The organism is Nitratidesulfovibrio sp. HK-II (assembly GCF_003402415.2).
Taxonomy (GTDB): domain Bacteria; phylum Desulfobacterota; class Desulfovibrionia; order Desulfovibrionales; family Desulfovibrionaceae; genus Cupidesulfovibrio.
In genome coordinates, this window is record NZ_AP036014.1 from 1392928 (window position 1) to 1416839 (window position 23912).

Genomic DNA, 23912 nt, shown 5'->3' on the forward strand with positions numbered 1-23912 from the left:
ACGAGGACGCAACGGCATCGGTGCGCGGCGAGGCGCACGCGGTGCCGTCCGGCATGCTGCCGGACGCGGCTTCGCCCAACGGATCGGAACCGGTGGACATGAGGCCTCCGAAAAGGGTGGGGAAAGCTTCCCCCACCCCGAGGCCTGTCCATCCGGCGGTGGCCGCCCGCTGCATGGCAACGGACGGATGCACGGAAAGTGCTCGGAGGGGTGCTCTCCCTTCGACGCCTGCGAGGTTAGCTGACGGGCTCGGGCCGAAGAGATTGCCCTACGCCTTGCGGCGATGCGCCCCGTACCGGCGGACCGGTTGTTGGGTCCCCCGCTTCCGCCCCCAGGGCGGAACTCGGCGATTTCGACGAGGGGCTACGCCTGTCGGCGCATGCTGTCAATGGGGCGCGAATGCCATGCGGCGCAAGGCGTCACGGTCGTCGGCAACAAGGCTGGGAACGCTGGGCGTGGCTATGCGGGGACTGCGCGCGGGATGAAAGGGTGGAGGCGGCGGTGCGTCGGGCACGGCCGGGCCGCGAACGCGGACCCCGGGCGGGGAAGGGCCGCGAACGGAGGGCCATGCAGGGCATGCGAGCGAGCGCCGGGGCGCATGGCATTGCCGGGGGCGCTTCGGCCGTATATATTGTAACGCGCACGCGCACGCGCGAGTGCGGCGACGGGGGCAGGGGGCCGCCTGGGCTGTGCTGCCGCTCCCGGAACCGGTTTTTTCCCATTTTTCCGGGCCTCGCGAAAGAAACCGCTTGACGGTGACGGCGTGCCCATGTAGATACCCCTCCTGCCTCGCAGGTGTAGGCGCGTAGCTCAGGGGGAGAGCACTTCCTTGACACGGAAGGGGTCAGCAGTTCAAATCTGCTCGTGCCTACCACACCGAAAGCCCAGAGAGGGAGGTTCCGGCCTCCCTTTCTTGTTATGGTGCGCGCGGCGGCAACAACCAACTCACCGAGGAGATTCGGCGTGAACGTGACCATCGAAGGACAGGTGTTCGACGTGCAGTCCGGCGTCTCCTGCCGTGACGCCCTCAAGGGCGCCTTGAGCGGGAAGAAATTCAAGAATGTCGTGGCCTGCCGCTGCAACGGCGACATGCTCGACCTTACCGCCGCCGTGCCCGCCGACACCACCACCATCGAACCGGTCTTCGCCGATTCGCCGGAAGGCGTCGAGCTCATCCGCCATTCCGCCGCGCACATCATGGCGGAAGCGGTGCAGAAGCTCTTTCCCGGCGTGAAGGTGACCATCGGTCCCGCCATCGACAGCGGGTTCTACTACGATTTCGACTACGAGCGCCCCTTCTCCGTCGACGACCTCGAGGCCATCGAGGCCGAGATGCAGAAGATCGTGGCCGCCGCCCATCCCTTCACGCGCACCGAGATGACCAAGGACGAGGCCGTGGCCCTGTTCGAGGGCATGGGCGAGACCTACAAGGTCGAGATCGTGCGCGACATTCCGGCGGACACGGTGTCCGTGTACCGCAGCGGCGACTTCGTGGACCTGTGCCGCGGACCGCACATTCCCGACACCAGCTTCGTGAAGGCGTTCAAGCTGCTTTCCGTGGCCGGGGCCTACTGGCGCGGCGACGAGAAGAACCGCATGCTTTCGCGGGTGTACGGCACCGCCTTCGCCGACCCCAAGGCCCTGAAGGATCATCTGCACCAGATCGAAGAGGCCAAGCGCCGCGACCACCGCAAGCTGGGTCAGCAGCTGGACCTGTTCGCCTTCCATGAAGACGTGGCCCCCGGCATGGTCTACTGGCATCCCAAGGGCATGCTGCTGCGCACCATCCTCGAGGACTTCCTGCGCAAGGAACACCTGAAGCGCGGGTACGAACTGGTGCAGGGGCCGCAGCTGCTGCGCCGCGAGGTGTGGGAAAAGTCTGGCCACTACGACAACTACCGCGAGAACATGTACTTCACCGTCATCGACGACAACGCCTATGGCGTGAAGCCCATGAACTGCGTCTCGCACATGCTCATCTACAAGAGCCACCTGCGCAGCTATCGCGACCTGCCGCGCCGCATGTTCGAGCTGGGCGTGGTGCACCGCCACGAGAAGTCGGGCGTGCTGCACGGCCTGTTGCGCGTGCGCCAGTTCACCCAGGACGACGCCCACATCCTGTGCCGGCCGGATCAGCTTGAAGCCGAGATCATCGGCGTCATCGCGCTGGTGCGCGACCTGATGGGCCTGTTCGGGTTCGACTACCGCATCGTCATCTCCACCCGGCCGGAAAAGTCCATCGGCTCGGACGAGGACTGGGACCGCGCCACCAACGCGCTCGTCGGCGCGGTGGCCACGGCGGGCCTGTCGTACACCATCAACGAGGGCGACGGCGCGTTCTACGGTCCCAAGATCGACATCAAGGTCACCGACGCCATCGGCCGCGAGTGGCAGCTGTCCACCATCCAGGTCGATTTCACCTTGCCTGACCGATTCGACTTGGTGTACATCGGGCAGGATGGCGAGCGCCATCGCCCGGTTATGGTCCACAGGGCCATTCTGGGTTCGCTGGAACGTTTCGTCGGCGTGCTCACCGAACATTACGCCGGGGCCTTCCCCACGTGGATAGCCCCCGTTCAGGCGCGCCTTCTGACCGTCACCGACGCCCAGAACGAATTCGCCATGGGCGCGCGTGAACGGCTTGTCGCCGCCGGTCTTCGCGTGGAGGCCGATACGCGCAACGAAAAGCTGGGCTACAAGGTCCGCGAAGCCCAGTTGGAAAAGATCCCCTACATCCTCGTGGTGGGGGACAAGGAAGTGGAGGCGGGGAGCGTCAACGTGCGTCTGCGCACCGGCGAAAACCTTGGCCTCAAGACTCTTGCCGAGGTGGCGGAAATGATCACGGCGGACTGCCAGGAACCGTTCAAACGTGGAGGAATGAGCTATAGCTTCTCCTAACAACAGGATGCGCCGCGATATCCCGCAGGACACCGTGCGGCGTAATGAACAGGTCCGTGCCCGCGAAGTGCGGGTCATCGGAGCGGACGGCGAACAGCTCGGCATCCTGTCGCGCAACGACGCCATCGCGCACGCCAAGGAGCTGGGCCTCGACCTCGTCGAGGTGGCCGCCACGGCCGATCCGCCGGTGTGCCGCGTGATGGACTACGGGCGCTTCAAGTACGAGCAGCAGAAGAAGAAGGCCGAAGCGAAGAAGAACCAGACCGTGATCCAGATAAAGGAGATCAAGGTCCGGCCCAAGACGGATGACCACGACTACGACACCAAGGTCAGGCACATCCGCCGCTTCCTCGACGAAGGCGACCGCTGCAAGGTCACCGTCTTCTTCCGCGGGCGCGAAATCGTCCACAAGGATCGCGGCCAGTCCATTCTCGACCGCATCGTCGAGGATACCAAGGACATCGCCAAGGTGGACCAGGAAGCCCGCGCCGAAGGCCGCACCCTGTTCATGATGCTCGCTCCGCTGCCGAAGAAATAGGCCACATCGGCCCTTGCTTCCGGCGCGTTTTTATCGCATTATGCCCCCTCTCGCCGGGGGTGCGGTCGCTTGCGCCGCTGCAACCGACCGGGAAATTTCGACGATCCAGTCCTTGAGAAGGCAAACCGGGTCCTCCGCCTTGCGGGGGGCTTCGTCATGCGTCCGTCGCCGCCCCGGCGGCCTCGGCGCGAGCAGAGAACGGCAAGGAGTATCCAATGCCCAAGATGAAGACCCGGCGTTCCGCCGCCAAGCGCTTCTCCGTGACCGGCAGCGGCAAGTTCAAGCGCCGCAAGCAGAACCTGCGCCACATCCTCACGAAGAAGAACGCCAAGCGCCGCATGCGCCTCGGCCAGTCCGCCACCGTGGACAGCACCAATGAGAAGGCTGTGCGCCGGATGATGCCCTACGCCTAACGAAGGCGTTCAAAAAAGTACTTTTGCCCTCCGGCTGCGTCGGACTCGCCTTTTGCTCCGGTCGAGTACCTAAGAGTACACTCCCTTCGCAAAAGACTCGTCCTCCTTGCCGGAGAACAAAGTTCCTTTTTTTGAATCGCCTTCGTCGGGGCCTGTGCCCCGGCAAGGCGTGCTCTCTGAACAACGAGAGCGCATCCCGCACTTTACATTATCCGCTCCGCTGGCCCGGTCTCTCGCCTCGCGGAGTCAAGATCACGATGGAGGTATTCCATGCGCGTGAAGAGAGGTCTCGCCTCACACAGGCGTCACAAGAAGTATCTGGACGCGGCCAAGGGTTTCCGTGGCGGCCGCAGCAAGCTGTACCGCACCGCCCGCGAGGCTGTGGAACGTTCGTGGATGTACGCGTTCCGCGACCGCAAGGTGAAGAAGCGCGAATTCCGCAAGCTGTGGATCCTGCGCATCAACGCCGGCGCCCGCATGCACGGCCTGTCGTACAGCAAGTTCATGCACGGCCTCACCCTTGCCGGCATCTCCCTGAACCGCAAGGTGCTTGCCGACCTTGCCGTGCGCGAGAAGGAAGATTTCGCGAAGCTGGCGCAACTCGCCGCCTCGAAACTCAACTAACCCCATACGGGGTCTCTACGCATGGACCTTCTCAAGGAACTGGAAAGCCTGGTCCCGGAACTCGAAAGAGGCCTGGACCAGGCTTCGTCGTTGACGGAGCTTGAGGAACTGCGTGTCGCCTTCCTTGGCCGCAAGGGGCGTCTTGCGCAGATCATGGGCCGCCTGCCCGAACTTTCGCCCGAGGACCGGCCCCGTCTGGGGCAGGTCGCCAACGGCGTGAAGCTGGCCCTCACAGAGCGTTTCGAAGGCCGCAAGGCCGCCATCGAGGCCGCAAGCGAGGCCGAGGCGCTGTCGCGTTTCGACCCGACCCTGCCCGGCCGCGCGCCGTGGCGCGGCTCGCTCCACCCGGACACCCTGGTCATGGAGGAAATCTGCTCCGTGTTCCGGGGCCTTGGTTACGACATCGTGACCGGGCCGGAAGTGGAAATGGACCACTACAACTTCGAAGCGCTGAACATGCCCGCCGAACACCCGGCGCGCGACATGCAGGACACCCTGTACGTCACCGAATCGATCCTGATGCGCACCCACACCTCGCCGTTGCAGGTGCGCACCATGCTCTCGCGCAAGCCCCCGGTGGCCATCATCGCCCCCGGCAAGGTGTACCGCCGCGATTCGGACATCACGCACACCCCCATGTTCCACCAGATCGAAGGCCTGATGGTGGACAAGGGCGTGAGCATGGCCGACCTGCGCGGCACGCTCACCTCGTTCCTGCGCACCGTGTTCGGCGGCGATACCAGGGTCCGCTTCCGCCCCAGCTTCTTCCCCTTCACCGAACCCAGCGCCGAGGTGGACATCTCGTGCTGCATCTGCGGCGGCAAGGGGCACGTGGGCAACGAACCCTGCCGGGTGTGCAAGACCACCGGCTGGGTCGAGATCCTGGGCTGCGGCATGGTGGACCCCGCCGTGTTCACCGCCGTGGGCTATGATCCCGAGGAATACACCGGCTTCGCCTTCGGCCTCGGCGTCGAACGCGTGGCCATGCTCAAGTACGGCATTGGTGACCTGCGCATGTTCTTCGAGAATGATGTGCGGTTTCTTTCCCAGTTTCGCTGAGCTTTTGAATACAAGCGGGGGGCGGGGAAGGGGACCCTTTTCAAAGGGTCCCCTCCCCGGTTCCTCCCCCGATTCTCTTAATCATGGAGTAGCCCCATGCTGCTGTCCCTTGCCTGGCTGCGCGAATTCGTTCCCTTCGAAGGCACCGCCGAACAGCTCGGCGACCGTCTGACCATGCTCGGCCTTGAACTGGAGGAAATCCGCCGCCCGTTCGACGCCATCCGCACCATCGTGGTGGGCCACGTGGTGGAGCGCGCCAAGCACCCCGAGGCCGACAAGCTGTCGGTGTGCAAGGTGGACGCGGGCCAGGGCGAGCTGCTGGACATCGTGTGCGGCGCGCCCAACGTGGCGGCCGGGCAGAAGGTGCCGGTGGCCCTGGTGGGCGCCACCATGCCAGACGGCATGGTCATCAAGAAGGCCAAGCTGCGCGGCCAGCCCTCGCACGGCATGATCTGCTCCGAGCGCGAACTGGGCCTCAGCGACGACCATGAAGGCATCATGGTCCTGCCCGAGCACTTCACGGTGGGCAGGCTGCTGGTGGACGAGCTGCAACTGGACATGGAGGTGTGCGACATCTCCATCACGCCCAACCGCGCCGACTGCCTCTCGGTGCTGGGCCTTGCGCGCGAAGTGGCCCTTGGCTTCGGCCTGCCGCTGACGCTGCCCCGGCTGAACCTGGTGGAGGACGGCCCGGACTGCTCCGGCGAGGTGGCCATCGAAATTCCCGACCCGGCGCTGTGTCCGGTGTACCAGGGCCGCATCCTGGAGAACGTGCGCGTGGGCAAGAGCCCGGCGCGCATCCGTCACCGCCTCACCGCCATCGGCGTGCGTCCCATCTCCAACATCGTGGACGCCTCCAACTACGTGATGATGGAACTGGGCCAGCCTCTGCACGCCTTCGACCTGGACCTGCTGGAAGGCAGGCGCATCGTGGTCTCCCCGGCCGTGGCGGGCGAGCGCATCGTGACCCTGGACGGCCAGGACCGCGCGCTGACTCCCGGCGACCTGCTGATCCGCGACGGGGTGAAGCCCGTGGCGCTGGCGGGCGTCATGGGCGGGGCCAACACCGAAGTTTCCGACGCCACCACACGCGTGCTGCTGGAAAGCGCCGTGTTCCGCCCCGGCACCATCCGCCGCACCTCGCGCAGGCTGGGCCTGTCCAGCGAGGCCGCGTACCGCATGGAACGCGGGCTGGACCAGCCGGGTTCGCTCTTCGCCCTGCACCGCGCCGTGCAGATGATGGCCGAACTTTCCGGCGCGCGGCTGCGCCCCGGCGTGTGCAGCGCCGAACCGCGTCCGTGGACGTCGCCCGCGCTGCGTTTTCGCCCGGCGCGCGCGCGCATGTTGCTGGGCATGGGCGAAGACACCATCGGCGACGGGTTCTGCGCCGACACCCTGACCAGCCTCGGCTGCGTGCTGGACAAGTCCGACGCCGCCGACTGGAAGGTTTCAGCGCCCAGCCACCGCCTGGATTTCGAACGCGAGGCCGACCTGATCGAGGAAGTGGGCCGCGTGTACGGGCTGGACGCCATCCCGCCGGTGCTGCCCAAGGTCATGCGCCCCCTGGACCAGGCGGGCGCGCCCGAGTCTGAATACGATTTCTGGCGGCGCATCAAGGGGTGGGGCCGCGGCCTTGGCCTCAACGAGGCCATCAACTACAGCTTCGTGGGCCAGAAGGATCTGGATCACCTGGGGCTGCCCGCCGAAGGCCGCATTCCGATCATGAACCCGCTCTCGGAGGACCAGAACGTGCTGCGCACGGCGCTGGCCCCCGGCCTGCTGAACAACCTGCGCCACAACATCGCGCAGGGCAACGCGGGCCTGCGGCTGTTCGAGCTTGCGCGCATCTTTACGGCGGATGAAACGTCTGAAACCACCGCCTGCGAACGGGGGCGCATGGGCGTCCTGATGTACGGCGCGCGCCACGACGACGCGTGGCCCAACCCCGAAGCCGACGCCGACTATCTGGACCTGAAGGGCGTGGTGGAACACTTCGCCGCCTTCCTGCACCTGCCCGCGCCGCGCTGCGAGATGGCCGAGGGCGCGCACCCCTTCCTGGCCCCGTGCGTGGCCGTGACGGTGGCGGGCAGGCGGCTTGGCGTCATGGGCCGGGTGAAGCCCGACCTCGCCGACGCCTACCACGCCCGCAAGGACGTGTGGCTGGCGGACATCGACCTGGATGCCGCGCGCCAACTGCACGACGCGGTGGCGGTGCGCTTTGCCGCGCTGCCCGTGTACCCCCCGGTGCGCCGCGACATCACCGTCATCGCCCCGGCCTCGCTGCAGGCGGGGGCGGTGCTGGACCACGTGCGCGCCATGAAGCTGCCGCTGCTGGAGGGCGTGGAACTCATTGATGTCTTCGCCCCCGAAGACCGCGAAGAGCGCAACCTGACCTTCCGCATGACCTTCCGCCACGCCGGGCGCACCCTGAAGGACGCCGAAGTGGACAAGGAACGCGAGAAAGTGGCAAGTTCCGTGGTGCAGGCGCTGTCCGTGCGGATCTAGGTCCGGAGCGGATGCGCCGCGTGCCCGCGCGGCCCGTGCGGGCGCACGGACAGTGAAACGGGAGACGGCATGGCGGAGCGGACATACCGGATAGGCGAGGCGGCGTCGCTGCTGAACCTGAAGACCTATGTCCTCAGGTTCTGGGAAACGGAGTTTCCCCAGTTGGACCCGTTGCGCACCGAGAAGGGGCAGCGCCTCTACACGGAGGCGGACCTGGCCCTGTTGCGCCGCATCCGGTTTCTGCTGCACGAGCGCGGCCTGACCATCGAGGGCGCGCGCCGCATGCTGGCCGAACGCGGGGTCGCCGCCGGGCCGGGCCTGGCGGATGCCGCGCCCGGACTCGCGGAACTGCGGGATTTCGGCCCCGATGCCCCCGACATGCCCGAGTTGCCCGAGGCTGATGATGTTGGCGGTGACCAGCAGGCAGACGCCGGATTCGACGACGAAACGCGCCATGCGGGCCCCGCGTCGGTGCGCCCCGCTGCCCGCATGCAGGCGTGGGACCAGTACCTGCACGGCCTGCTGCTGCCCGACGAGGGCGCGGCGGTGAACAGCGGCCCGGCCCACGGTGGGGACGCCGCGCCGCGCAAGGCCCGTTCCGATGATGCCGCCTCGCCTGGCACGGTGCGCGAGATCATCGCGGAACTGGAGGCCCTGCGCCGCCTGCTGACTGGCGCGGCCTGATCCAGCCTGACCCGGCCTGACTGCACCTGGCTGGCCCCCGTCGCGCCGCCACACCGGATTTTTCGCCGTTCCCCCCGCGCCCCGCGCGGGAACAAGGACCGGCCCGATTCCCGCAACCGCGCATCCGCGCCACGAGCATTGCATGATCCTTTCCCCCTCGCTGCTGTCTTCCGACTTCGGCCGCCTGGCCGATGAACTGGCCGCGCTCGAAGCCGCCGGGTTGTCCTGGGTGCACTGGGACGTCATGGACGGCACCTTCGTGCCCAACATCACCTACGGCCAGCCGGTCATCGGCCACCTGCGCAAGCAGAGCCGCCTGTTCTTCGACGTGCACCTCATGGTGGAGCGCCCGGAACGCTACCTGCACGAATTCGTGGACGCCGGGGCGGACATGCTGGTGGTCCATGCGGAGGCCACCCCCCACGTGCAGCGCGCCCTGGCGGAAATCCGCCGCCTGGGCGTCAAGTCGGGCGTGGCGCTGAACCCGCACTCCCCGCTTTCCGTGCTGGACTACGTGCTGGAAGACGCGGACATGGTGTTGATCATGACCGTCAACCCCGGTTTCGGCGGCCAGTCCTTCCTGCCCGCCAGCTATCGCAAGATCAGCGACCTGCGCGCCATGATCGACGCGCGCGGCCTGTCCACGCTCATTCAGGTGGACGGCGGGGTGGACCCGTCCAATACGGCGCAACTGGTGCGCAGCGGGGCGGATGTGCTGGTTTCCGGCTCGGCGTTCTTCAAGTTTCCGCCCTACGCCGAACGCCTGAAGGCGTTCGAGGCCGCTGCCGCAGAGGCCGGGCGCTAGCCCCGCCGCCACGATCCTGCTGCCCGTGGGCGGCGGATGCGCAAGGCCCCGGGCCGGACCGCAGCGCGCGCTCCATTTTCCCGTTGCCAGAAGGCGCGGAACGGACTAGTCGGGTGTGGGCGCCGCCGCAGGGCAGTGCCCACGCCTCGCGTGTGCGGTGCAGGTCGCTCACGCATGCCGCTGCCAACCGGCGCATCGCGCGTCCGGTGCTGATTTCCGGCGCGCCACGCGCCTTACCGCTGCATCGCCAACGGCACCGGGCGTCCGCCCGCCGCCGCATCGAACCCCGCTGGAGGTTGCAATGCCGTCTCGCAAGGAACTCGCCAACGCCATCCGCGTGCTCAGCATGGACGCCGTGGAAAAGGCCAAGTCCGGGCACCCGGGCGCGCCCATGGGCATGGCGGACATCGCCGAAGTGCTCTGGAACGATTGCCTGAAGCACAACCCCGCCAACCCCAAATGGGCCGACCGCGACCGCTTCGTGCTTTCCAACGGGCACGGCTCCATGCTCATCTACGCGCTGCTGCATCTTTCCGGCTACGACGTGAGCATGGACGACATCCGCAACTTCCGGCAGCTGCACTCCAAGACCCCCGGCCACCCCGAATACGGCATCACCCCCGGCGTGGAGACCACCACCGGTCCGCTGGGGCAGGGCATCGCCACCGGCGTGGGCATGGCCATGGCCGAAAAGCTCATGGCCCAGCAGTTCAACCGCCCCGGCTTCGAGGTGGTGGACCATGCCACGTACGTGTTCCTGGGCGACGGCTGCATGATGGAAGGCATCTCGCACGAGGCATGCTCTCTGGCGGGTACTCTGGGCCTCGGCAAGCTGACGGCCTTCTATGACGACAACGGCATTTCCATCGACGGCGACATTTCCGGCTGGTTCGCGGACGACACCCCGGCCCGCTTCGAGGCCTACGGCTGGCATGTGGTGCGCGACGTGGACGGCCACGATGGCGAGGCCATCGCCGCCGCCGTCAAGCTGGCCCACGGCGTGCCCGGCAAGCCCAGCCTGATCTGCTGCAAGACCCGCATCGGCCAGGGCGCGCCCACCAAGGCGGGCAGCCACAACTGCCACGGCTCGCCCCTTGGCGCGGCCGAAATCGCCGCCGCGCGCGAGGCCATGAACTGGCCGCACCCGCCCTTCGAGGTGCCCGCCGACATCTACGCCGGGTGGGACGCCCGCCCGCGGGGCGCGGCCGCCGAAGCCGCGTGGAACGACCTGTTCGCCCGCTACCGCGCCGCCCATCCCGAACTGGCCGCCGAGTTCGTACGTCGCATGGCGGGGGAGTTGCCCGCCGACTGGCAGGCGGGCGTGGCCGCCGCGCTGGCCGCCACCGATGCCGCCAAAGAGACGCTGGCCACCCGCATCGCCTCGCGCAACGCCCTGAATGCCGTGGCCCCGCTGCTGCCCGAAATGATCGGCGGCTCGGCCGACCTCACCGGATCGGTGGGCACCTGGCACAAGAATTCCAAGCTGGTCACCCCCGGTGACTGGTCCGGCGACTATATCTCCTACGGCGTGCGCGAATTCGCCATGGGCGCCATCATGAACGGCATGGCCCTGCATGGCGGGTTCCTGCCCTATGCGGGCACCTTCCTCATCTTCTCCGACTACGCCAAGAACGCCATCCGCCTTTCCGCGCTCATGGGCGCGCGGGTGGTCTGGGTGCTCACCCACGACTCCATCGGCGTGGGCGAGGACGGCCCCACCCACCAGCCGGTGGAACAGCTGGCCGGTCTGCGCCTGACCCCCAACGTGCAGGTATGGCGGCCCTGCGACACCGTGGAAACCCTGGCCGCGTGGAAGGCCGCCGCCGAATGCGCCACCGGCCCCACCTGCATCTCGCTGACCCGGCAGGACGTGCCCTTCGTGGAACGCACCGCCGAGCAGCGCGCCGACATCGCGCGCGGCGGCTACGTGCTGCGCGACTGCGCGGGCACGCCGGAAGCCATCGTCATGGCCACCGGTTCCGAGGTGCAGCTGGCCCTGGCCGCCGCCGATGCGCTGGCCGCCAAGGGGCGCAAGGTGCGCGTGGTGTCCATGCCGTGTTCCACTACCTTCGACAAGCAGGACGCCGCCTACCGCGAATCGGTGCTGCCTTCCGCCGTGCGCGCGCGCGTGGCCGTGGAAGCCGCCGCCGTGGACGGCTGGTGGAAGTATCTTGGCCTGGACGGCAAGGCCGTGGGCATGACCGGCTTTGGCGAATCGGCCCCCGGCAAGGTGCTGTTCGAGTACTTCGGCATCACCACCGGGAAGGTCATTGAAGCCCTCGAGTCGCTGATTTAGGGCCAACACTGCCGGAAGGCGGCCCCCGCCCCCCCCAGTCTGGACACCGGGCGCGAACGTGGTAGGATGCACAAGCCACGTTCGCGCCTTTTCTTTTGCCAACCAAATCAAGCCAATCGAGCAATAGAGGGTATATCCATGGCCGTACTCAAGATGACCGACCTTGATCTGAAGGGTAAGCGCGTCCTGTTGCGCGAAGACCTCAATGTGCCCCTGAAGGACGGCAAGGTGACCAGCGACAAGCGCATCCGCGCCGCGCTGCCCTCCATCGAAATGGCCCTGAAGGCGGGCGCCCGCGTGCTGTTGGTGTCGCACCTGGGCCGCCCCACGGAAGGCGAGTTCGACCCGGCCTTCTCGCTGGCCCCGGTGGCCGAGCATCTTTCCAGGGCCTTGGGCGTTCAGGTGCCCCTGGTGCGCGACTACATCGACGGTATCGAGGTGGCCGAGGGCCAGTGCGTGCTGTGCGAGAACGTGCGCTTCCTGAAGGGCGAGAAGAAGGATGACGAGGCCCTGGGCCGCAAGCTGGCCGCCCTGTGCGACATCTTCGTCATGGACGCCTTCGGTGCGGCGCACCGCGCCCAGGCCTCCACACACGCCGCCGTGCGCTTCGCCAAGGTGGCCTGCGCCGGTCCCCTGCTGGCGGCGGAACTGGACGCCCTGTCCCGCGCCCTGGACGCACCGGCCAAGCCCATGGTGGGCATCATCGGCGGCTCCAAGGTGTCCACCAAGCTCACCCTGCTGGACACGCTGTCCAAGAAGGTGGACCGGCTTATCGTGGGGGGGGGCATCGCCAACAACTTCATCAAGGCCGCCGGGCATGAGGTTGGCCGTTCGCTGTACGAGCCGGAACTGGTGGACGAAGCCGCCCGCCTGATGGCCGCCGCCAAGGCCGCCGGGGGCGAGATTCCCGTGCCGGTGGACGTGGTGGTGGGGCCGGAGTTCGCGGATTCCGCCCCGGCCACGGTGCGCAAGGTGTCCGAGGTGAAGCCCGACGAGATGATCCTGGACATCGGCCCCGAGACCGCGAAACTGTACCGCGACATCCTGATGCAGGCGGGCACCATCGTCTGGAACGGCCCGGTGGGCGCGTTCGAGGTGGAGCAGTTCGGCCAGGGCACCAAGGCCCTGTGCATGGCCGTGGCCGACAGCCCGGCCTTCTCGCTTGCGGGCGGCGGCGACACCGTGGCCGCCATCGAGAAGTACGGCGTGGTGGACCGCATCTCGTACATGTCCACCGGGGGCGGGGCCTTCCTGGAGTTCCTGGAGGGCAAGACCCTGCCCGCAGTGGCCGTGCTGGAGGAACGTTCCCGAAGCTAGCGGCGCGGCAGGGGGGGGCCGTATACTGCGGGGCCGCCCGTAGATGCGCTGGTCGCCGTTCATGTTTCACGCGGCGCGTTTCCGTTGTCCTGATGGCCAGAGCCGTAGGGAACGGGGGCGCGCCGTTTGTGTTTCACGCCGGGCGACTGCATGGGCAGGGGCGATGGATGTTCCGCCAACGCTCCGCACATGTCGGATGCGGGCATGCATGCACGCGTGACGGGACGGGGCTGCTGGGGAAGGGGGGCTTGCCGTTGCGTTGCATCGGCGTCGCGGGTGACGGCGGTGCGTTGCCGCGCCGTGCCCCGCAACGTGCGTGCGGAGCGCGTCCCGCCGGGGACAGGACCGGAGGGAAGCGGCCACTGACGAAGGTTTTCACCTTTGCGTGCAGCGTGGCTGCGTGGCGATACGTTGTTTTTGCGTTCCCGTTGCCGTTTTTTTGCTACGGTGCTGTTGACTTGCTGTAGTGGCGGATGTAAGAGCGGCGATGTGCCGTGACTGGTGCCGGTGTTCCGGCGTTGTCGCTTCGGCCCCGTCGTTCAATTCCCGCGGAGGTCCAACATGGATGACTTTTTGAAGGAAGCATTGGAAATCGTGAAGGCGCAGGCCAGCGTGCGGACCATGACGGAGGACGAAATCACCTCCATGGTGCAGAAGCTGGCCAATGGCATCCGTGTCATCAGCCTTGGCGAGGCCGAGCCGGAAGAGGCGTGCGAAACCTGCGGCGACCCCCGCAAGGCCGTGAAGGAAAAGTCCATCACCTGCCTTGAATGCGGCAAGTCGTTCAAGATCCTTACCCGCAAGCACCTTGCCTCGCATGGTCTCGACGCCGTCGCCTACCGCGAGAAGTGGGGCCTCAAGAAGAATACCCCGCTGGTCTGCAAGGCGCTGCAGCGCGAACGCCGCAAGAAGATGAAGGACATGAAGCTTTGGGAGAAGCGGCGCAAGACCGCTTCCTAGGCGGGGGGGCTCCGGCTTGCGGGCCGGATTGCCTCGGGAGGGCCGCGTGTTGCGGCGGCGCCGCCGAGAATTCGCGACGGAAAAGGCCGTCCTGCGTAAGCAGGACGGCCTTTCGCGTCGCGCGGAGTGCCCCGTTGCGTGATGGCCGGGTGTGGAACGGGTGGTTACGCTGGCGCGGCCAGCATGCCCGGTGCGCCTTGGCGGAGCGGGCGCAGCCAGTAGCGTCAGTCTCACTAGTCTCGCCCGTCTCGCCAGTCGGGCCGGGCGCGGAAACGGCGAACCGCCCAAGGAGGGCGGTTCGAGTTGTTCTGGCGGTTTGGCCGGGCCGATGCGGCGCAGGGTAGGGGGCGGCGTTCAGTTGTCCAGCGCGCCCTCGCCCACGATGAGCGAACGGCCGCCGTCGTCGGCCCCGTCCAGTTTGGGCTCGCGTTCGGTGGCCACCATGCGGTAGCCGAAGCTGACGTACAACGGCCCTGTGTCGTCCGGATCGAGGTAGAAGCGCGTCTCGAAGGGGATGGCCCCTTCGTCGCCAACGGCGCGGGGCAGGTAATCGTATTCCTGGGCGTCGATGACCCGGCCCGTGGCGTCGCTGAGGTAGACCATCACCGTGAGTTGCTCGTACCACTTGGCCCAGCCGGGCAGGGCGCCGGGCATGGGGGCGGCCATGCCGCGCACGCCCACCGATTCGCGCAGCGGCACCACGCGGTAGGTGAAGCGCAGGTACTGCATGGAAACGGCCTGGGGGGTGTCGGCCTGCAACTGGGCGCGGGCAAGGTGCCCCACGGTCTGCCGGGCGCACCCCGTCAGCAGGCCCCCGGCCAGCAGGGCCACCGCCAGGGCGAGGGCCGCGAGGGCAGTGGCGCGCAGGCGCGGGGGGACGGAGCGGGAAAGGGGAGACGGCGCGGGCGAGTGCGGCAGGAGCAGGGACATGACATCTCCGGCGGTTGCGGGACATGCGGGAGGCAAAACGTGCGGAACGCCCGCAGCGCGCGTTGACGGTGCTATCCCCTAGCGGCGCTGCGGCTTGGGCGGACCATAGACCAGCATTTCCGCCAGCGTCAAGGAAACGCGGGATGCCCCGGCGCCCTTCGCGCCGCCGTGCTCCATCTCCAGTTCCGCCAGCCTGCGATAGAAGTGGGTGCGGTCCAGGGTGGGCACCGCCTCGTCGGGCTGCCCGTCGGTCAGGCCGCAGAAGCGGTGGCAGCCGCGAAACACCTGGCGTTGCCCGTCGGGGCGCAGCAGCACGTTGCGCGTGCCGTGCATGCGGCAGATCATCAGGCGGTGGGCGTACAGGCCGCACAATCCGTCATCGTTGACCGGGCACATCACGCGCGGCACCACCCCGGCGGCCTGTGCGGCCGCGCACTGGTCCACCACCTCGCGGGCGCGGCGCAGGTAGTCGGCGCGGCGCGCCTCGGGCAGGGCCAGCATGCCTTTCCACAGGTAGGCCCATTCCACGTGGGTGTGGTGCTTGAAATGGGTGCGGCAGCAGTTGTCGTCGCAGTTGGCACAGGTCAGCCCGGCGGCGTGGGCCGTTTCCGCGTAGGCGTTTTCCATGTCGGCGTACAACTCCGCCAGGCGGGCGAAGACACCGGGACCCTTGCGGCCGCCCTTGGAGGCCGGTTTGCCCGGTTGGGTCTGCCCGGCCGCCTTCAGCGCGGCGGCAATGCGTACGGACGCCAGCGGATCGGACTTGCGGCCTGGGTTGCGAGAGGACATCACGCCTCCCCGCCGGACAGCCAGGCCACGATGCGCTGCGCGCACTGGACGGGCGACAGCGTGTCCGCCGCCACGGTGAACGTGGCGTAGCGGCGGTACAGGGCAATGCGCTCGTTGTACAGGTCCTCGATGGTCTGCCCCGGCGCGATGGCCAGCCCCCGTTCGGGGTTCATGGCGATACGCTCGAGGATCAGCGGCAGCGACACCTCAAGGTAGACCAGCGGTCCCAGAGCGGCCAGGTGTTCCATGGCCTCGTGGCGGTAGACCACGCTGCCGCCGGTGGACAGCACGGTGCGCCGCGCGCCGATGCGGCGGATGACGCCCGCCTCCACGTCGAGGAAGCTCTCCTTGTCCATGGAGTCGGCAACGGCCTGCAACCGGGTGCCGTAGGTGGCCTCAATGAGGTTGTCGGTGTCCACGTGGGCCCAGCCAAGCTGGAGGGCCAGTTCGCGGCCCACGGTGGTCTTGCCCGCGCCCGCCATGCCGATGATGCTGACGCACCCTTCGGGCGCGATGCGCGCGGGGTCAAGCGGGAGGGGGGCTGGGGATGTGGTCATGCGGTGTCCTGTACGAAAGCAGACTGTCCGCGCCCGGCGCAGGCGGCGCGCACGGCGGGCGTGCGCAGGGCCAATCCCTTGCGGCGCAGGCCCGGCGCGTGTGCCTGTGTAGTCGGCGGCGGCGTGCGGTGTCAACCTCGGCGGCGGTCGGGACGGTAGCGGCCGTCGCGGCTGTCGCGGCCGTCGCAGTTGGCGCGGGCTGGACTTGGCCGAACGCCCGTGCCGACCGCACCGCACGGCCCTGCAAATGCAAACAGGCAGGTCCGCATGCGCGAACCTGCCTGAAAGGCGTCGTAGAGGAAGCGATTAACGCTTGGAGTACTGGTACCGGGCGCGGGCAGCGCGCTGGCCGTACTTCTTGCGTTCCTTCTTGCGGGCGTCGCGGGTCAGGAACCCGGCGCGCTTCAGGGCGCCGCGCAGTTCCGGCTCGACTTCGAGCAGGGCGCGCGAAATGCCGTGGCGCACCGCTTCGGCCTGGCCGGTCACGCCGCCGCCGCACACGTTGACCTTGATGTCGAAGCGTTCGACGTTCTTGGTCAGCACCAGGGGCTGGCGGATGATCATCTGCAGCGACTTGCGCGGGAAGTAGTCTTCGAAGGGGCGACCGTTCACCACGATCTGACCGGAACCGGCGTACAGGCGGGTACGGGCCGTGGCGGTCTTGCGGCGACCGGTGCCGTAGTTGAATTCGTTGGCCATGATTCTCTCCGGCTCGAGCGGGTTAGTACTTGATGGCGAGCGGCTGCGGGTTCTGGGCGGCATGCGGATGCTCGGGGCCAGCGTAGACCTTGAGCTTCTTCAGCATGGCGCGGCCAAGCCGGTTCTTGGGCAGCATGCCCCGCACGGCGTTCATCAGCACGCGTTCCGGATGGGAGGCAAGCAGCTTCTCGAGGGTGATCTCGGTAAGGCCGCCAACGTACCCGGAGTGACGGTAGTATTTCTTGTCGGCAAGCTTGTTGCCGGTGACCTTGATCTTTTCGCAGTTGACCACGACGATGAAGTCGCCGTTGTCCATGTGCGGGGCGAACTCGGGCTTGTGCTTGCCACGCAGGCGATGCGTGAGCTGGGTGGCAAGGCGGCCGAGAACCAGGTCGGAGGCATCGACCACGAACCATTCGCGGTTGATGTTCTCGGGCGTGGGGCTGAACGTTTTCATCAGAGCGTACTCCTGTGCGAGCTCGAAAGAACGGTCTATGTATTGGGTTCCCCGCCCCTTGTCAACAGAAAAAGGGCGTGGAAACGCGCGACGGACGGCGCCGGGGCCCGAAGGCGCTGGCGCCATGCGTGCGATGCTTGCCGGGCTGGGCCGGTCAGCCGTCCATTATTCATGGATGTCGGCGGTTCCGGCGCATGGTGCGCTGGCGCGCGGGTTCGCCTGGCGGCCGTCCACACTTCGGTCCCACTGGCGCGCCTAACGGGGCGGCTGGCCTGGGGAGCGGACGGCTTGCCCCGCCGATGCGCCGAAGACGGCGGACGGGGCTGACGCCGGGCAAGCGCCGGGATGGCACGGTCGGAAGGTTGGCTTGGACGTTCCGGCCGGTTCCCGTGGCGTGAACCCGAAGCGTATCGCTTCAAACTCTTGAGCTTTACACCACGACCGCATACATTGCCAAGAGCTTTTCTTGAACCCCCCGGGAGGCCTCATGCCCAGCATTCGCAAGAGCCTGCTCCAGTTCGTCTTTTCCGGCGCGTACATGAAGCGCTGGAACGACAAGCTGCGGCCCGTCGAACTGATGGAAGTGGACAAGCAGGCCCACAAGATGATCGTCGCCTGGCTGCTGCTGCAACTGAACACCCGCCACCTGCCCGCCGACGAACGCCTGCGCCTTGGGGCGGAAGTGGTGGAAGGCGGACTGTTCGACTACTTCTACCGGCTGGTCATCACCGACGTGAAGCCCCCGGTGTTCTACCGCATAAAAGAGAACGAGGCCCACTACCGCGAACTTACCGAATGGGTGGCGGACGAGTTGGAACACATCGTGCGGCCGCTGGACGAGGACTTCTGGCAGCGCCTGCTGACGTACATCCGCCGCCGTGAAAAGAACAACCTGGCCGACCGCATCCTTACCGCCGCGCACCTCTACGCCAGCGGCTGGGAATTCAACCTCATCAAGCCGCTGAACGGGCACGACGACGAGATTCCTGACATCGACGGCTCTTTCCAGAGGCGCCTGACAGCCATGGCCGATCTGGCCGGGGTGCCCGAGCTCATCGGCGGCTCCAGCAACGCGCTGGGGCGCTTCGCCAACCTGTGCGGGCAGCTGCGCTTTCAGAAGCGCTGGTCGCAGACCCCGCGCATTCCGGAAACCTCGGTCATGGGCCACATGTTCATCGTGGCCTGCTACGCCTACTTCTTCAGCATCGCCGTGGGCGCGTGCCCGGCCCGCCGCCTGAACAACTTCTTCTGCGGCCTGTTCCACGACCTGCCCGAAGTGCTGACCCGCGACATCATCTCGCCGGTGAAGCGCTCGGTGAAGCAACTGCCGGAACTCATCCGGCAGTACGAAGAGCAGGAGATGCAGGAGCGGGTGTTTTCGCTGCTGGACAAGGCGGGGTACGGCGACATCGCCAGCCGCCTGGGTTACTTTCTGGGGCTGTCCACCGGCTCGGAGTTCGACGAGACGGTGCGCGAGCCGGGACCCGACGGCGCGCCGGACACGGTGCGTAAAGTCACCTTTGACGAGTTGCAGAACTCCTGCAACCTCGATGCGCTGGACCCCAAGGACGGCAGGCTGGTGAAGGCCTGCGACACCCTGGCCGCGTTCATCGAGGCGCACACCTCGGTGCGCAACGGGGTGACGTCGAGCCATCTGCAAGAGGCCATCGCGCGGCTGCGGGCCGAGAACCGCCGGGTGACGCTGGGGCCGTTGCATGTGGGGGCGCTTTTCGCCGACTTCGACTAAACGATGCCGGAGCATGGGGGCTTTTGCCCTCTGCCCGCGTCAGAACGCCGTTTCATTCCGGTCGAGTACCACAAAAGTACACTCCCTCCATGAAACGGCGTTCTTCCTTGGCAGAGAACAAAATCCCCACCTGCACCGGCATCGCCAAGCGCACGGCCTTGCCCGAAGACTGTTTTTTCATGTGGCAAAGAGCCACACCGGAAGTGCGGAGTCCGGCATCGTCCCCGCTTCGTATCCACCCGTGGGGCTTGTGAAAGGCGAGACAAGCGCGGCGTTTTTTGCTAACGCTACACCATGCCCGATACCGGCGCGCGGCCGGGGGGCTTCATGTGGCCAGATGCCGAAGCCCATTGGACGAGATGGCCCGGATGTCCACGAACACACCGTGAGGAGAGTACAGATGCTGTTGCGTAAGCGTGCCTGGGACATCGTGCGGGAAGAATTCCCCAAGCTGCGCGAGGACGATTCGTTGGCCGAGGCCATGCGCAAGCTCAGTTCCTGCGTCGGCCCGGACGGCGGGGGCGGGGCGGGCTGCCTGTGCGCCCTGGTGTATGACGAGCGCGACATGCTGCGCGGCGCGCTTTCGGTGTGGGACACCGTGCGCTTCATGGAAGATTCGCTGCTGCGCAGCGGCTCGTTGCGCGGCATAGAGGAAGACGGCTTCGACCGCATCTACCGCAATGCCTGCAAGGTGGCCGGGTCCACCAAGGTGCGCGACGTCATGGACCGCGACATGACCCAGGTGGCCCCCGACGACCCGCTGCTGGTGGTGCTGGAAAGCTTCGTGAAGAAGGGCCGCAGCTACGCCGTGGTCACCGAGGCGGGCAAGGTGCTGGGCGTCATCATGATCAACGACGTGTTCCGCGAGATCAGCGGCGAGATCATCAGCCGCGCCTGATGGCGCGTGCGTCATCACAGCCGGACGAAGGAATGAAGGCGGGCCGCCCCTGGTGATGGGGCGGCCCGTTTCGCGTCGATAGGGGGCGTGCCGTGGTCCGGCCAAGCTCGGCCCGACTCGGCCTGACTCGATCTGTTCCGGCGTGGCGTGACCAGGGCGGATTTGGCCCGGCATGCCCAGTGGGGCGAATGCTCAGGCTGCCCCTTCGGGTTTCGTCTCGGCCTTGGGCTTGGCCGCGCCGAAGGCGTTGGTCACCAGGGCGTTGAGCAGCAGGGTGGCATAGCGCGTGTCGTAGCGGGCCTTGTCCGCCGCCAGTTCCTGCGCGGCGGGCACCAGATCCTTGCCGGGGGCGTACGGGCGCGTCGCGATCATGGCCGAAAAGGAATCGGCCACGGCGCAGATGCGCCCCAGGCGGCTGATCTGCTCGCCCTTGAGTTTCTGGGGGTAGCCGGAACCGTCGAGCCGTTCGTGGTGTTCCAGCGTGCACTGGCGCAATTCATCGAAGGCCAGCCCCATCTTGTGCATGATCTTGGCCCCCACCAGCGGGTGCAGGGGAATCTTGTCCTTCTCGTCGGGCTTCAGCGGAGTGGTCTTGGACAGGATGAACGCGGGCACCTTGGCCATGCCCAGGTCGTGCAGCAGAAGAGCCAGGGCAGACCGGTCCAGGTCGCGGCGCTTCAGGTTGTCGCCCATGGAGGCGACCAGCAGCCACAGCCCCACCGAAAGGGTGTTCAACGAATGCTTGGCCAGCGAATGTTCGCGGTGCAGACGGCGCATGAACTGTTTTACCCGGTGCTTGTCCTGCCACAGGTATTCGGTAAGCACCATGACGTCGCGGTACAGCGCCTCGAATACCGGCTTCACCGGCTGGTCGATGAATTCGTTCACCCGCATGGCCAGGGCCTGCTGGAAGATGTCGGCGATCTCGCCTTCCTTCAGGTTCTTGTCCACCAGCAACAGGTCGAGCTGGTGGACGATGTGCTGCGAGTAGATGGGGTGGTCCGAACGGGAAACGAACAGGTCGCCCGCCTCGCACAGTCGCTGCACCTCTTCCACCTGCTCGTTGGTAAGCCGCGCCCCTTTGCGGGTGTACGGCTGCAACTGCGCGATATCCTCGCGGAAGCGGAACAGGTCCACCGGCGGCCGGTATTTGGGAAAGCTCGACAATATCTCCGTGCTGATCTGGTAGTATTCCTCGGAGATATTGTCGGGGATGGTTGCCTTCACCGTGGGTAGCTCCCTTGTCGTGCTCGCATTCGTGCATGCATGCCGCGCGGGCATGCCGTGGTCGCGTGGAACCGGGCCTTTCCGCCTGCCGCCGTCATTTCCTGTAGATCTTCACCATGTTTGTGCCGCGCGGCTTGCGGCCCGCCTTGGGCTGACCGGCGGTGATGACCACGTTGTCGCCCTTCTCGAAGTCGGGCGCGGTGTCCACGAAGCGCTCCGCCCGGGCCACGTGGCCGGGAATGTCCTGCGGAATGTCCTGCGGCACGATGCCCCACGAGAAGTTCAGGGCGCGCAGGGCGGCCGGGTCGGGCGTCAGGGCCCACACCATCTGGCGGGGGCGGCGCGACGAGATGAGCCGGGCGGATGCGCCGCTCATGCTGTGCGAGACGATGCCCTTGGCCCCGGTCTTCTCGGCCAGCAGGCAGGCCGCGTAGGCCAGGAAGTCCGCCGTGCCCTTTTCTTCGGCGGGCTCGGCAAGGCGCTGTGTCTCGAAGTGCAGTTCTTCCGCCTTTGCGGCGATTTCCTTCATGAACTCAACGGTTTCCACGGGAAAGTTGCCCATGGCCGTTTCTTCCGAAAGCATCACGCAGTCGGCCCCGTCCAGCACGGCATTGGCCACGTCGGTGGTTTCCGCGCGGGTGGGCGAGGGGCTGTTGACCATGGAAAGCAGCATCTGGGTGGCCACGATGACCGGCTTTGCCGCGCGGTTGCAAGCGCGGATGATGCGCTTCTGCATGGCGGGCAGGGCGGGCAGGGGGCATTCCACGCCCAGGTCGCCGCGCGCCACCATGATCACGTCGGCCTCGCCCAGGATGTCGTCCAGCCGGTCCACGGCGTTCTGCCGCTCCAGCTTGGCGATGACCGGGATGTGCTTGCGGCCGCTGGCCGCGATGATTTCCTTGGCGTCGCGGATGTCTTCCGGCGTCTGCACGAAGGACAGGGCCACGGCGTCCACGCCCAGTTCCAGGCCGTCGGCCAGGTCCTTGCGGTCCTTTTCGGTGAGGGCGGGCAGCCGCACCGACTTGCCGGGCAGGGCCAGCCCCTTGCGCGAGGTGATGATGCCGCTGCTGTCGGCCTCCAGCTCAAAGCAGCCCTCGGGCGCGGTGCCCAGCACCCGGAACTGCAGCCCGCCGTCGGAAAGCACCATCCGGTCGCCGGGCTCCAGCCCGTTCAGCACGGCCTGGTTGGTGAAGGGGATGAGCGGCAGCACCGCGCCGGCCGGGGCCTTGGGGCCCAGCAGCACGCGGTCGCCCTTGCCTACGGAGATGGCCCCGTCGGGGATCTCGCCGATGCGGATCTTGGGGCCGGAAAGGTCTTGCAGAATGGTCACCGGGCAGCCGCATTCGGTTTCCAGTTCGCGCAGCGTGCGCACCAGGTCCACGAACATGGACGCGCCGCCGTGGGAAAAGTTGAGCCGAAAGATGCGCACTCCGGCGGCGATGAGGCGCGAAAGCACCTCCCGCGAGCGCGAGGCCGGTCCAATGGTGGCGATTATCTTCGTTCTCATGATCCACCCCTGTGCAATAAGTTGTATCTTGTCAAGCCGTTTGTGCGTCGCTGGCCGCTCTGGAGGCCCCGTGGCCGCGCCGTGGCGGATACACCCGTATATCGTGCCGACACCCTTCGTGTCCCCATGCTTTCCGTGAAAATATCAGGGAGTGGTGCAGCGCCGCGTTGGCGCGTTGCCCGGCGGGCGCGTTCTGCGTGCGGCAGCGCACGCGCGGCGGGTGCGCGCTCGTCGTCGTCGGGGCGGTGGGGGTATTGTCGTCTGCCTTTTTACACCCTGTAAATACAGGGTATTTTTTCTTTTTGGGGTGTGGGCCAGGGGGCGTTAGAAAATTTCTAGACTTCGGGAAAGGCCACGGCTTGACAGTGCCCAACATATCATAGAGAAAGTGGGAAATTGTGGTAAAAGGTGGTAGAGTCTTCTCGAAAAGCCCTCTTTCTTCCGGCCAAGGTCCCCGCCCCCAGGTTGGCGTGGGAAACGGCGAAAGCGGGTGACCGAATGCTCTGCCGCACGCAACAGTCCGCCATAACAGGCAAGTGGTGCCGTCATGTTGTTCAGGGGCCGTTCCATCCGCAGTCTTGACCCGAAAGGTCGGCTGATGCTGCCGCCGGATTTCCGCGACATCCTCGTGTCGCGCGCCGAGGGCGGCAAGCTGGTGCTGACCAGCTTCGACGACTGCGTCATGGGCTACCCCCTGCCCGACTGGGAGGACTTCGAGCGCAAGTTCTCCAGCCTCAAGAACCCTTCGCGCAAGATGCGCGACTTCCGCCGCCTGGTCATCGGCAGCGCCGAACTCATGGACCTGGACGGGCAGGGGCGGGTGCGCATCTCGCGTTCGCACATGGACTACGCGGGCATCACCAAGGATGTGGTGCTGCTGGGCCAGGGCAGCCGCTTCGAAATCTGGGATCAGGCCCGCTTCGACGGCATCGTGGCGCAGGACTTCGACGACGTGGCCGCCGAATTGGCCGACAGCGGCATCGAACTTTCCCTTTAAGTCCG

The 23912-nt window shown here is 66.8% G+C and carries 20 protein-coding genes, 1 tRNA gene, 1 pseudogene and 1 riboswitch; of the genes and pseudogenes, 15 read left to right on the top strand and 7 right to left on the bottom strand.

The features are described from left to right. Positions 1-210: 210 nt before the first annotated feature. A riboswitch (cyclic di-AMP (ydaO/yuaA leader) is annotated at positions 211-359 on the bottom strand. Between the two features lie 440 nt (positions 360-799). The 12 genes and pseudogenes from RVX_RS05570 to RVX_RS05625 all read left to right on the top strand — a co-directional run bounded on the left by RVX_RS05570 (position 800) and on the right by RVX_RS05625 (position 14099). Then, positions 800-874: transfer RNA gene (locus RVX_RS05570), tRNA-Val, on the top strand. 89 nt (positions 875-963) lie between these two features. Further along, positions 964-2898: a threonine--tRNA ligase gene (thrS, locus tag RVX_RS05575; RefSeq protein ID WP_116305068.1), complete on the top strand. Its 1935-nt coding sequence runs from the start codon at positions 964-966 to the stop codon at positions 2896-2898. A gap of 7 nt (positions 2899-2905) precedes the next feature. After that, positions 2906-3436 carry a translation initiation factor IF-3 gene (gene infC / locus RVX_RS05580; protein ID WP_043608516.1) on the top strand — a complete coding sequence of 177 codons (531 nt, stop codon included), beginning with the start codon at positions 2906-2908 and terminating at the stop codon, positions 3434-3436. Between the two features lie 215 nt (positions 3437-3651). Then, a complete protein-coding gene (rpmI, locus tag RVX_RS05585) occupies positions 3652-3849 on the top strand; it encodes a 50S ribosomal protein L35 (protein ID WP_007522955.1) in 198 nt (65 codons plus the stop codon). Positions 3850-4119: 270 nt separating this feature from the next. Further along, entirely contained in the window at positions 4120-4473 is a 354-nt protein-coding gene (gene rplT / locus RVX_RS05590; protein ID WP_007522954.1) for a 50S ribosomal protein L20, read from the top strand. Between the two features lie 21 nt (positions 4474-4494). Beyond that, complete coding sequence (gene pheS, locus RVX_RS05595) at positions 4495-5532, top strand: phenylalanine--tRNA ligase subunit alpha (RefSeq protein WP_116305069.1); 1038 nt, start codon at positions 4495-4497, stop codon at positions 5530-5532. Between the two features lie 96 nt (positions 5533-5628). Further along, positions 5629-8037, top strand: a complete 2409-nt coding sequence (gene pheT, locus RVX_RS05600) for a phenylalanine--tRNA ligase subunit beta (protein ID WP_116305070.1) — start codon at positions 5629-5631, stop codon at positions 8035-8037. Between the two features lie 69 nt (positions 8038-8106). Further along, a pseudogene (locus tag RVX_RS05605) lies at positions 8107-8325 on the top strand (MerR family transcriptional regulator); the annotation flags it as partial. Positions 8326-8863: 538 nt separating this feature from the next. Next, the gene (rpe, locus tag RVX_RS05610; protein ID WP_116305072.1) at positions 8864-9526 is read left to right on the top strand and encodes a ribulose-phosphate 3-epimerase; all 663 of its coding nucleotides are present in this window, start codon (positions 8864-8866) and stop codon (positions 9524-9526) included. Positions 9527-9827: 301 nt separating this feature from the next. After that, positions 9828-11822, top strand: a complete 1995-nt coding sequence (gene tkt, locus RVX_RS05615) for a transketolase (RefSeq protein ID WP_116305073.1) — start codon at positions 9828-9830, stop codon at positions 11820-11822. A gap of 138 nt (positions 11823-11960) precedes the next feature. Next, positions 11961-13139 carry a phosphoglycerate kinase gene (locus RVX_RS05620; RefSeq protein ID WP_116305074.1) on the top strand — a complete coding sequence of 393 codons (1179 nt, stop codon included), beginning with the start codon at positions 11961-11963 and terminating at the stop codon, positions 13137-13139. A gap of 561 nt (positions 13140-13700) precedes the next feature. After that, a complete protein-coding gene (locus RVX_RS05625; RefSeq protein ID WP_116305075.1) occupies positions 13701-14099 on the top strand; it encodes a MucR family transcriptional regulator in 399 nt (132 codons plus the stop codon). A gap of 354 nt (positions 14100-14453) precedes the next feature. On the opposite strand, the gene RVX_RS05630 is transcribed toward RVX_RS05625, so the two are convergent. The 5 genes from RVX_RS05630 to rplM all read right to left on the bottom strand — a co-directional run bounded on the left by RVX_RS05630 (position 14454) and on the right by rplM (position 17531). Beyond that, positions 14454-15029 (bottom strand): hypothetical protein, encoded by a 576-nt coding sequence (locus RVX_RS05630; RefSeq protein ID WP_116305076.1) that lies wholly within the window; start codon positions 15027-15029, stop codon positions 14454-14456. 78 nt (positions 15030-15107) lie between these two features. Then, positions 15108-15818, bottom strand: a complete 711-nt coding sequence (locus RVX_RS05635) for a hypothetical protein (protein ID WP_116305077.1) — start codon at positions 15816-15818, stop codon at positions 15108-15110. After that, positions 15818-16375: a homoserine kinase gene (gene thrB / locus RVX_RS05640; RefSeq protein ID WP_116305078.1), complete on the bottom strand. Its 558-nt coding sequence runs from the start codon at positions 16373-16375 to the stop codon at positions 15818-15820. The genes RVX_RS05635 and thrB overlap by 1 nt, the downstream gene beginning before the upstream one ends. Positions 16376-16681: 306 nt before the next feature. Next, positions 16682-17074: a 30S ribosomal protein S9 gene (gene rpsI / locus RVX_RS05645; RefSeq protein ID WP_007522928.1), complete on the bottom strand. Its 393-nt coding sequence runs from the start codon at positions 17072-17074 to the stop codon at positions 16682-16684. A gap of 22 nt (positions 17075-17096) precedes the next feature. Further along, entirely contained in the window at positions 17097-17531 is a 435-nt protein-coding gene (gene rplM, locus RVX_RS05650) for a 50S ribosomal protein L13 (protein ID WP_116305079.1), read from the bottom strand. A gap of 487 nt (positions 17532-18018) precedes the next feature. On the opposite strand from rplM, the gene RVX_RS05655 reads away from it, so the two are divergent. Then, positions 18019-19278 (top strand): HD domain-containing protein, encoded by a 1260-nt coding sequence (locus tag RVX_RS05655; RefSeq protein ID WP_116305080.1) that lies wholly within the window; start codon positions 18019-18021, stop codon positions 19276-19278. A gap of 400 nt (positions 19279-19678) precedes the next feature. Continuing rightward, positions 19679-20176, top strand: coding sequence for a CBS domain-containing protein (locus RVX_RS05660; protein WP_007522922.1), 498 nt, complete (start codon positions 19679-19681; stop codon positions 20174-20176). A gap of 192 nt (positions 20177-20368) precedes the next feature. Here RVX_RS05660 and RVX_RS05665 read toward each other — a convergent pair whose 3' ends face one another. Both RVX_RS05665 and pyk read right to left on the bottom strand, forming a co-directional pair. Further along, positions 20369-21403 carry an HD-GYP domain-containing protein gene (locus RVX_RS05665; protein WP_172596527.1) on the bottom strand — a complete coding sequence of 345 codons (1035 nt, stop codon included), beginning with the start codon at positions 21401-21403 and terminating at the stop codon, positions 20369-20371. A gap of 94 nt (positions 21404-21497) precedes the next feature. Then, positions 21498-22910, bottom strand: a complete 1413-nt coding sequence (pyk, locus tag RVX_RS05670) for a pyruvate kinase (RefSeq protein ID WP_116305082.1) — start codon at positions 22908-22910, stop codon at positions 21498-21500. 547 nt (positions 22911-23457) lie between these two features. On the opposite strand from pyk, the gene mraZ reads away from it, so the two are divergent. Continuing rightward, complete coding sequence (gene mraZ / locus RVX_RS05675; RefSeq protein WP_116305083.1) at positions 23458-23907, top strand: division/cell wall cluster transcriptional repressor MraZ; 450 nt, start codon at positions 23458-23460, stop codon at positions 23905-23907. Positions 23908-23912 lie beyond the last annotated feature (5 nt).

Excerpts from the sequence above, each read along its gene's own strand:
- tkt (WP_116305073.1), top strand. The coding sequence starts at position 9,828 with ATGCCGTCTCGCAAGGAACTCGCCAACGCCATCCGCGTGCTCAGCATG.
- rplM (WP_116305079.1), bottom strand. The coding sequence starts at position 17,531 with ATGAAAACGTTCAGCCCCACGCCCGAGAACATCAACCGCGAATGGTTC.
- rpsI (WP_007522928.1), bottom strand. The coding sequence starts at position 17,074 with ATGGCCAACGAATTCAACTACGGCACCGGTCGCCGCAAGACCGCCACG.
- pheT (WP_116305070.1), top strand. The coding sequence starts at position 5,629 with ATGCTGCTGTCCCTTGCCTGGCTGCGCGAATTCGTTCCCTTCGAAGGC.
- pheS (WP_116305069.1), top strand. The coding sequence starts at position 4,495 with ATGGACCTTCTCAAGGAACTGGAAAGCCTGGTCCCGGAACTCGAAAGA.
- RVX_RS05630 (WP_116305076.1), bottom strand. The coding sequence starts at position 15,029 with ATGTCCCTGCTCCTGCCGCACTCGCCCGCGCCGTCTCCCCTTTCCCGC.
- RVX_RS05635 (WP_116305077.1), bottom strand. The coding sequence starts at position 15,818 with ATGTCCTCTCGCAACCCAGGCCGCAAGTCCGATCCGCTGGCGTCCGTA.
- thrB (WP_116305078.1), bottom strand. The coding sequence starts at position 16,375 with ATGACCACATCCCCAGCCCCCCTCCCGCTTGACCCCGCGCGCATCGCG.
- rpmI (WP_007522955.1), top strand. The coding sequence starts at position 3,652 with ATGCCCAAGATGAAGACCCGGCGTTCCGCCGCCAAGCGCTTCTCCGTG.
- mraZ (WP_116305083.1), top strand. The coding sequence starts at position 23,458 with ATGTTGTTCAGGGGCCGTTCCATCCGCAGTCTTGACCCGAAAGGTCGG.
- pyk (WP_116305082.1), bottom strand. The coding sequence starts at position 22,910 with ATGAGAACGAAGATAATCGCCACCATTGGACCGGCCTCGCGCTCGCGG.
- RVX_RS05620 (WP_116305074.1), top strand. The coding sequence starts at position 11,961 with ATGGCCGTACTCAAGATGACCGACCTTGATCTGAAGGGTAAGCGCGTC.
- rplT (WP_007522954.1), top strand. The coding sequence starts at position 4,120 with ATGCGCGTGAAGAGAGGTCTCGCCTCACACAGGCGTCACAAGAAGTAT.
- rpe (WP_116305072.1), top strand. The coding sequence starts at position 8,864 with ATGATCCTTTCCCCCTCGCTGCTGTCTTCCGACTTCGGCCGCCTGGCC.
- infC (WP_043608516.1), top strand. The coding sequence starts at position 2,906 with ATGCGCCGCGATATCCCGCAGGACACCGTGCGGCGTAATGAACAGGTC.
- RVX_RS05655 (WP_116305080.1), top strand. The coding sequence starts at position 18,019 with ATGCCCAGCATTCGCAAGAGCCTGCTCCAGTTCGTCTTTTCCGGCGCG.
- RVX_RS05625 (WP_116305075.1), top strand. The coding sequence starts at position 13,701 with ATGGATGACTTTTTGAAGGAAGCATTGGAAATCGTGAAGGCGCAGGCC.
- RVX_RS05660 (WP_007522922.1), top strand. The coding sequence starts at position 19,679 with ATGCTGTTGCGTAAGCGTGCCTGGGACATCGTGCGGGAAGAATTCCCC.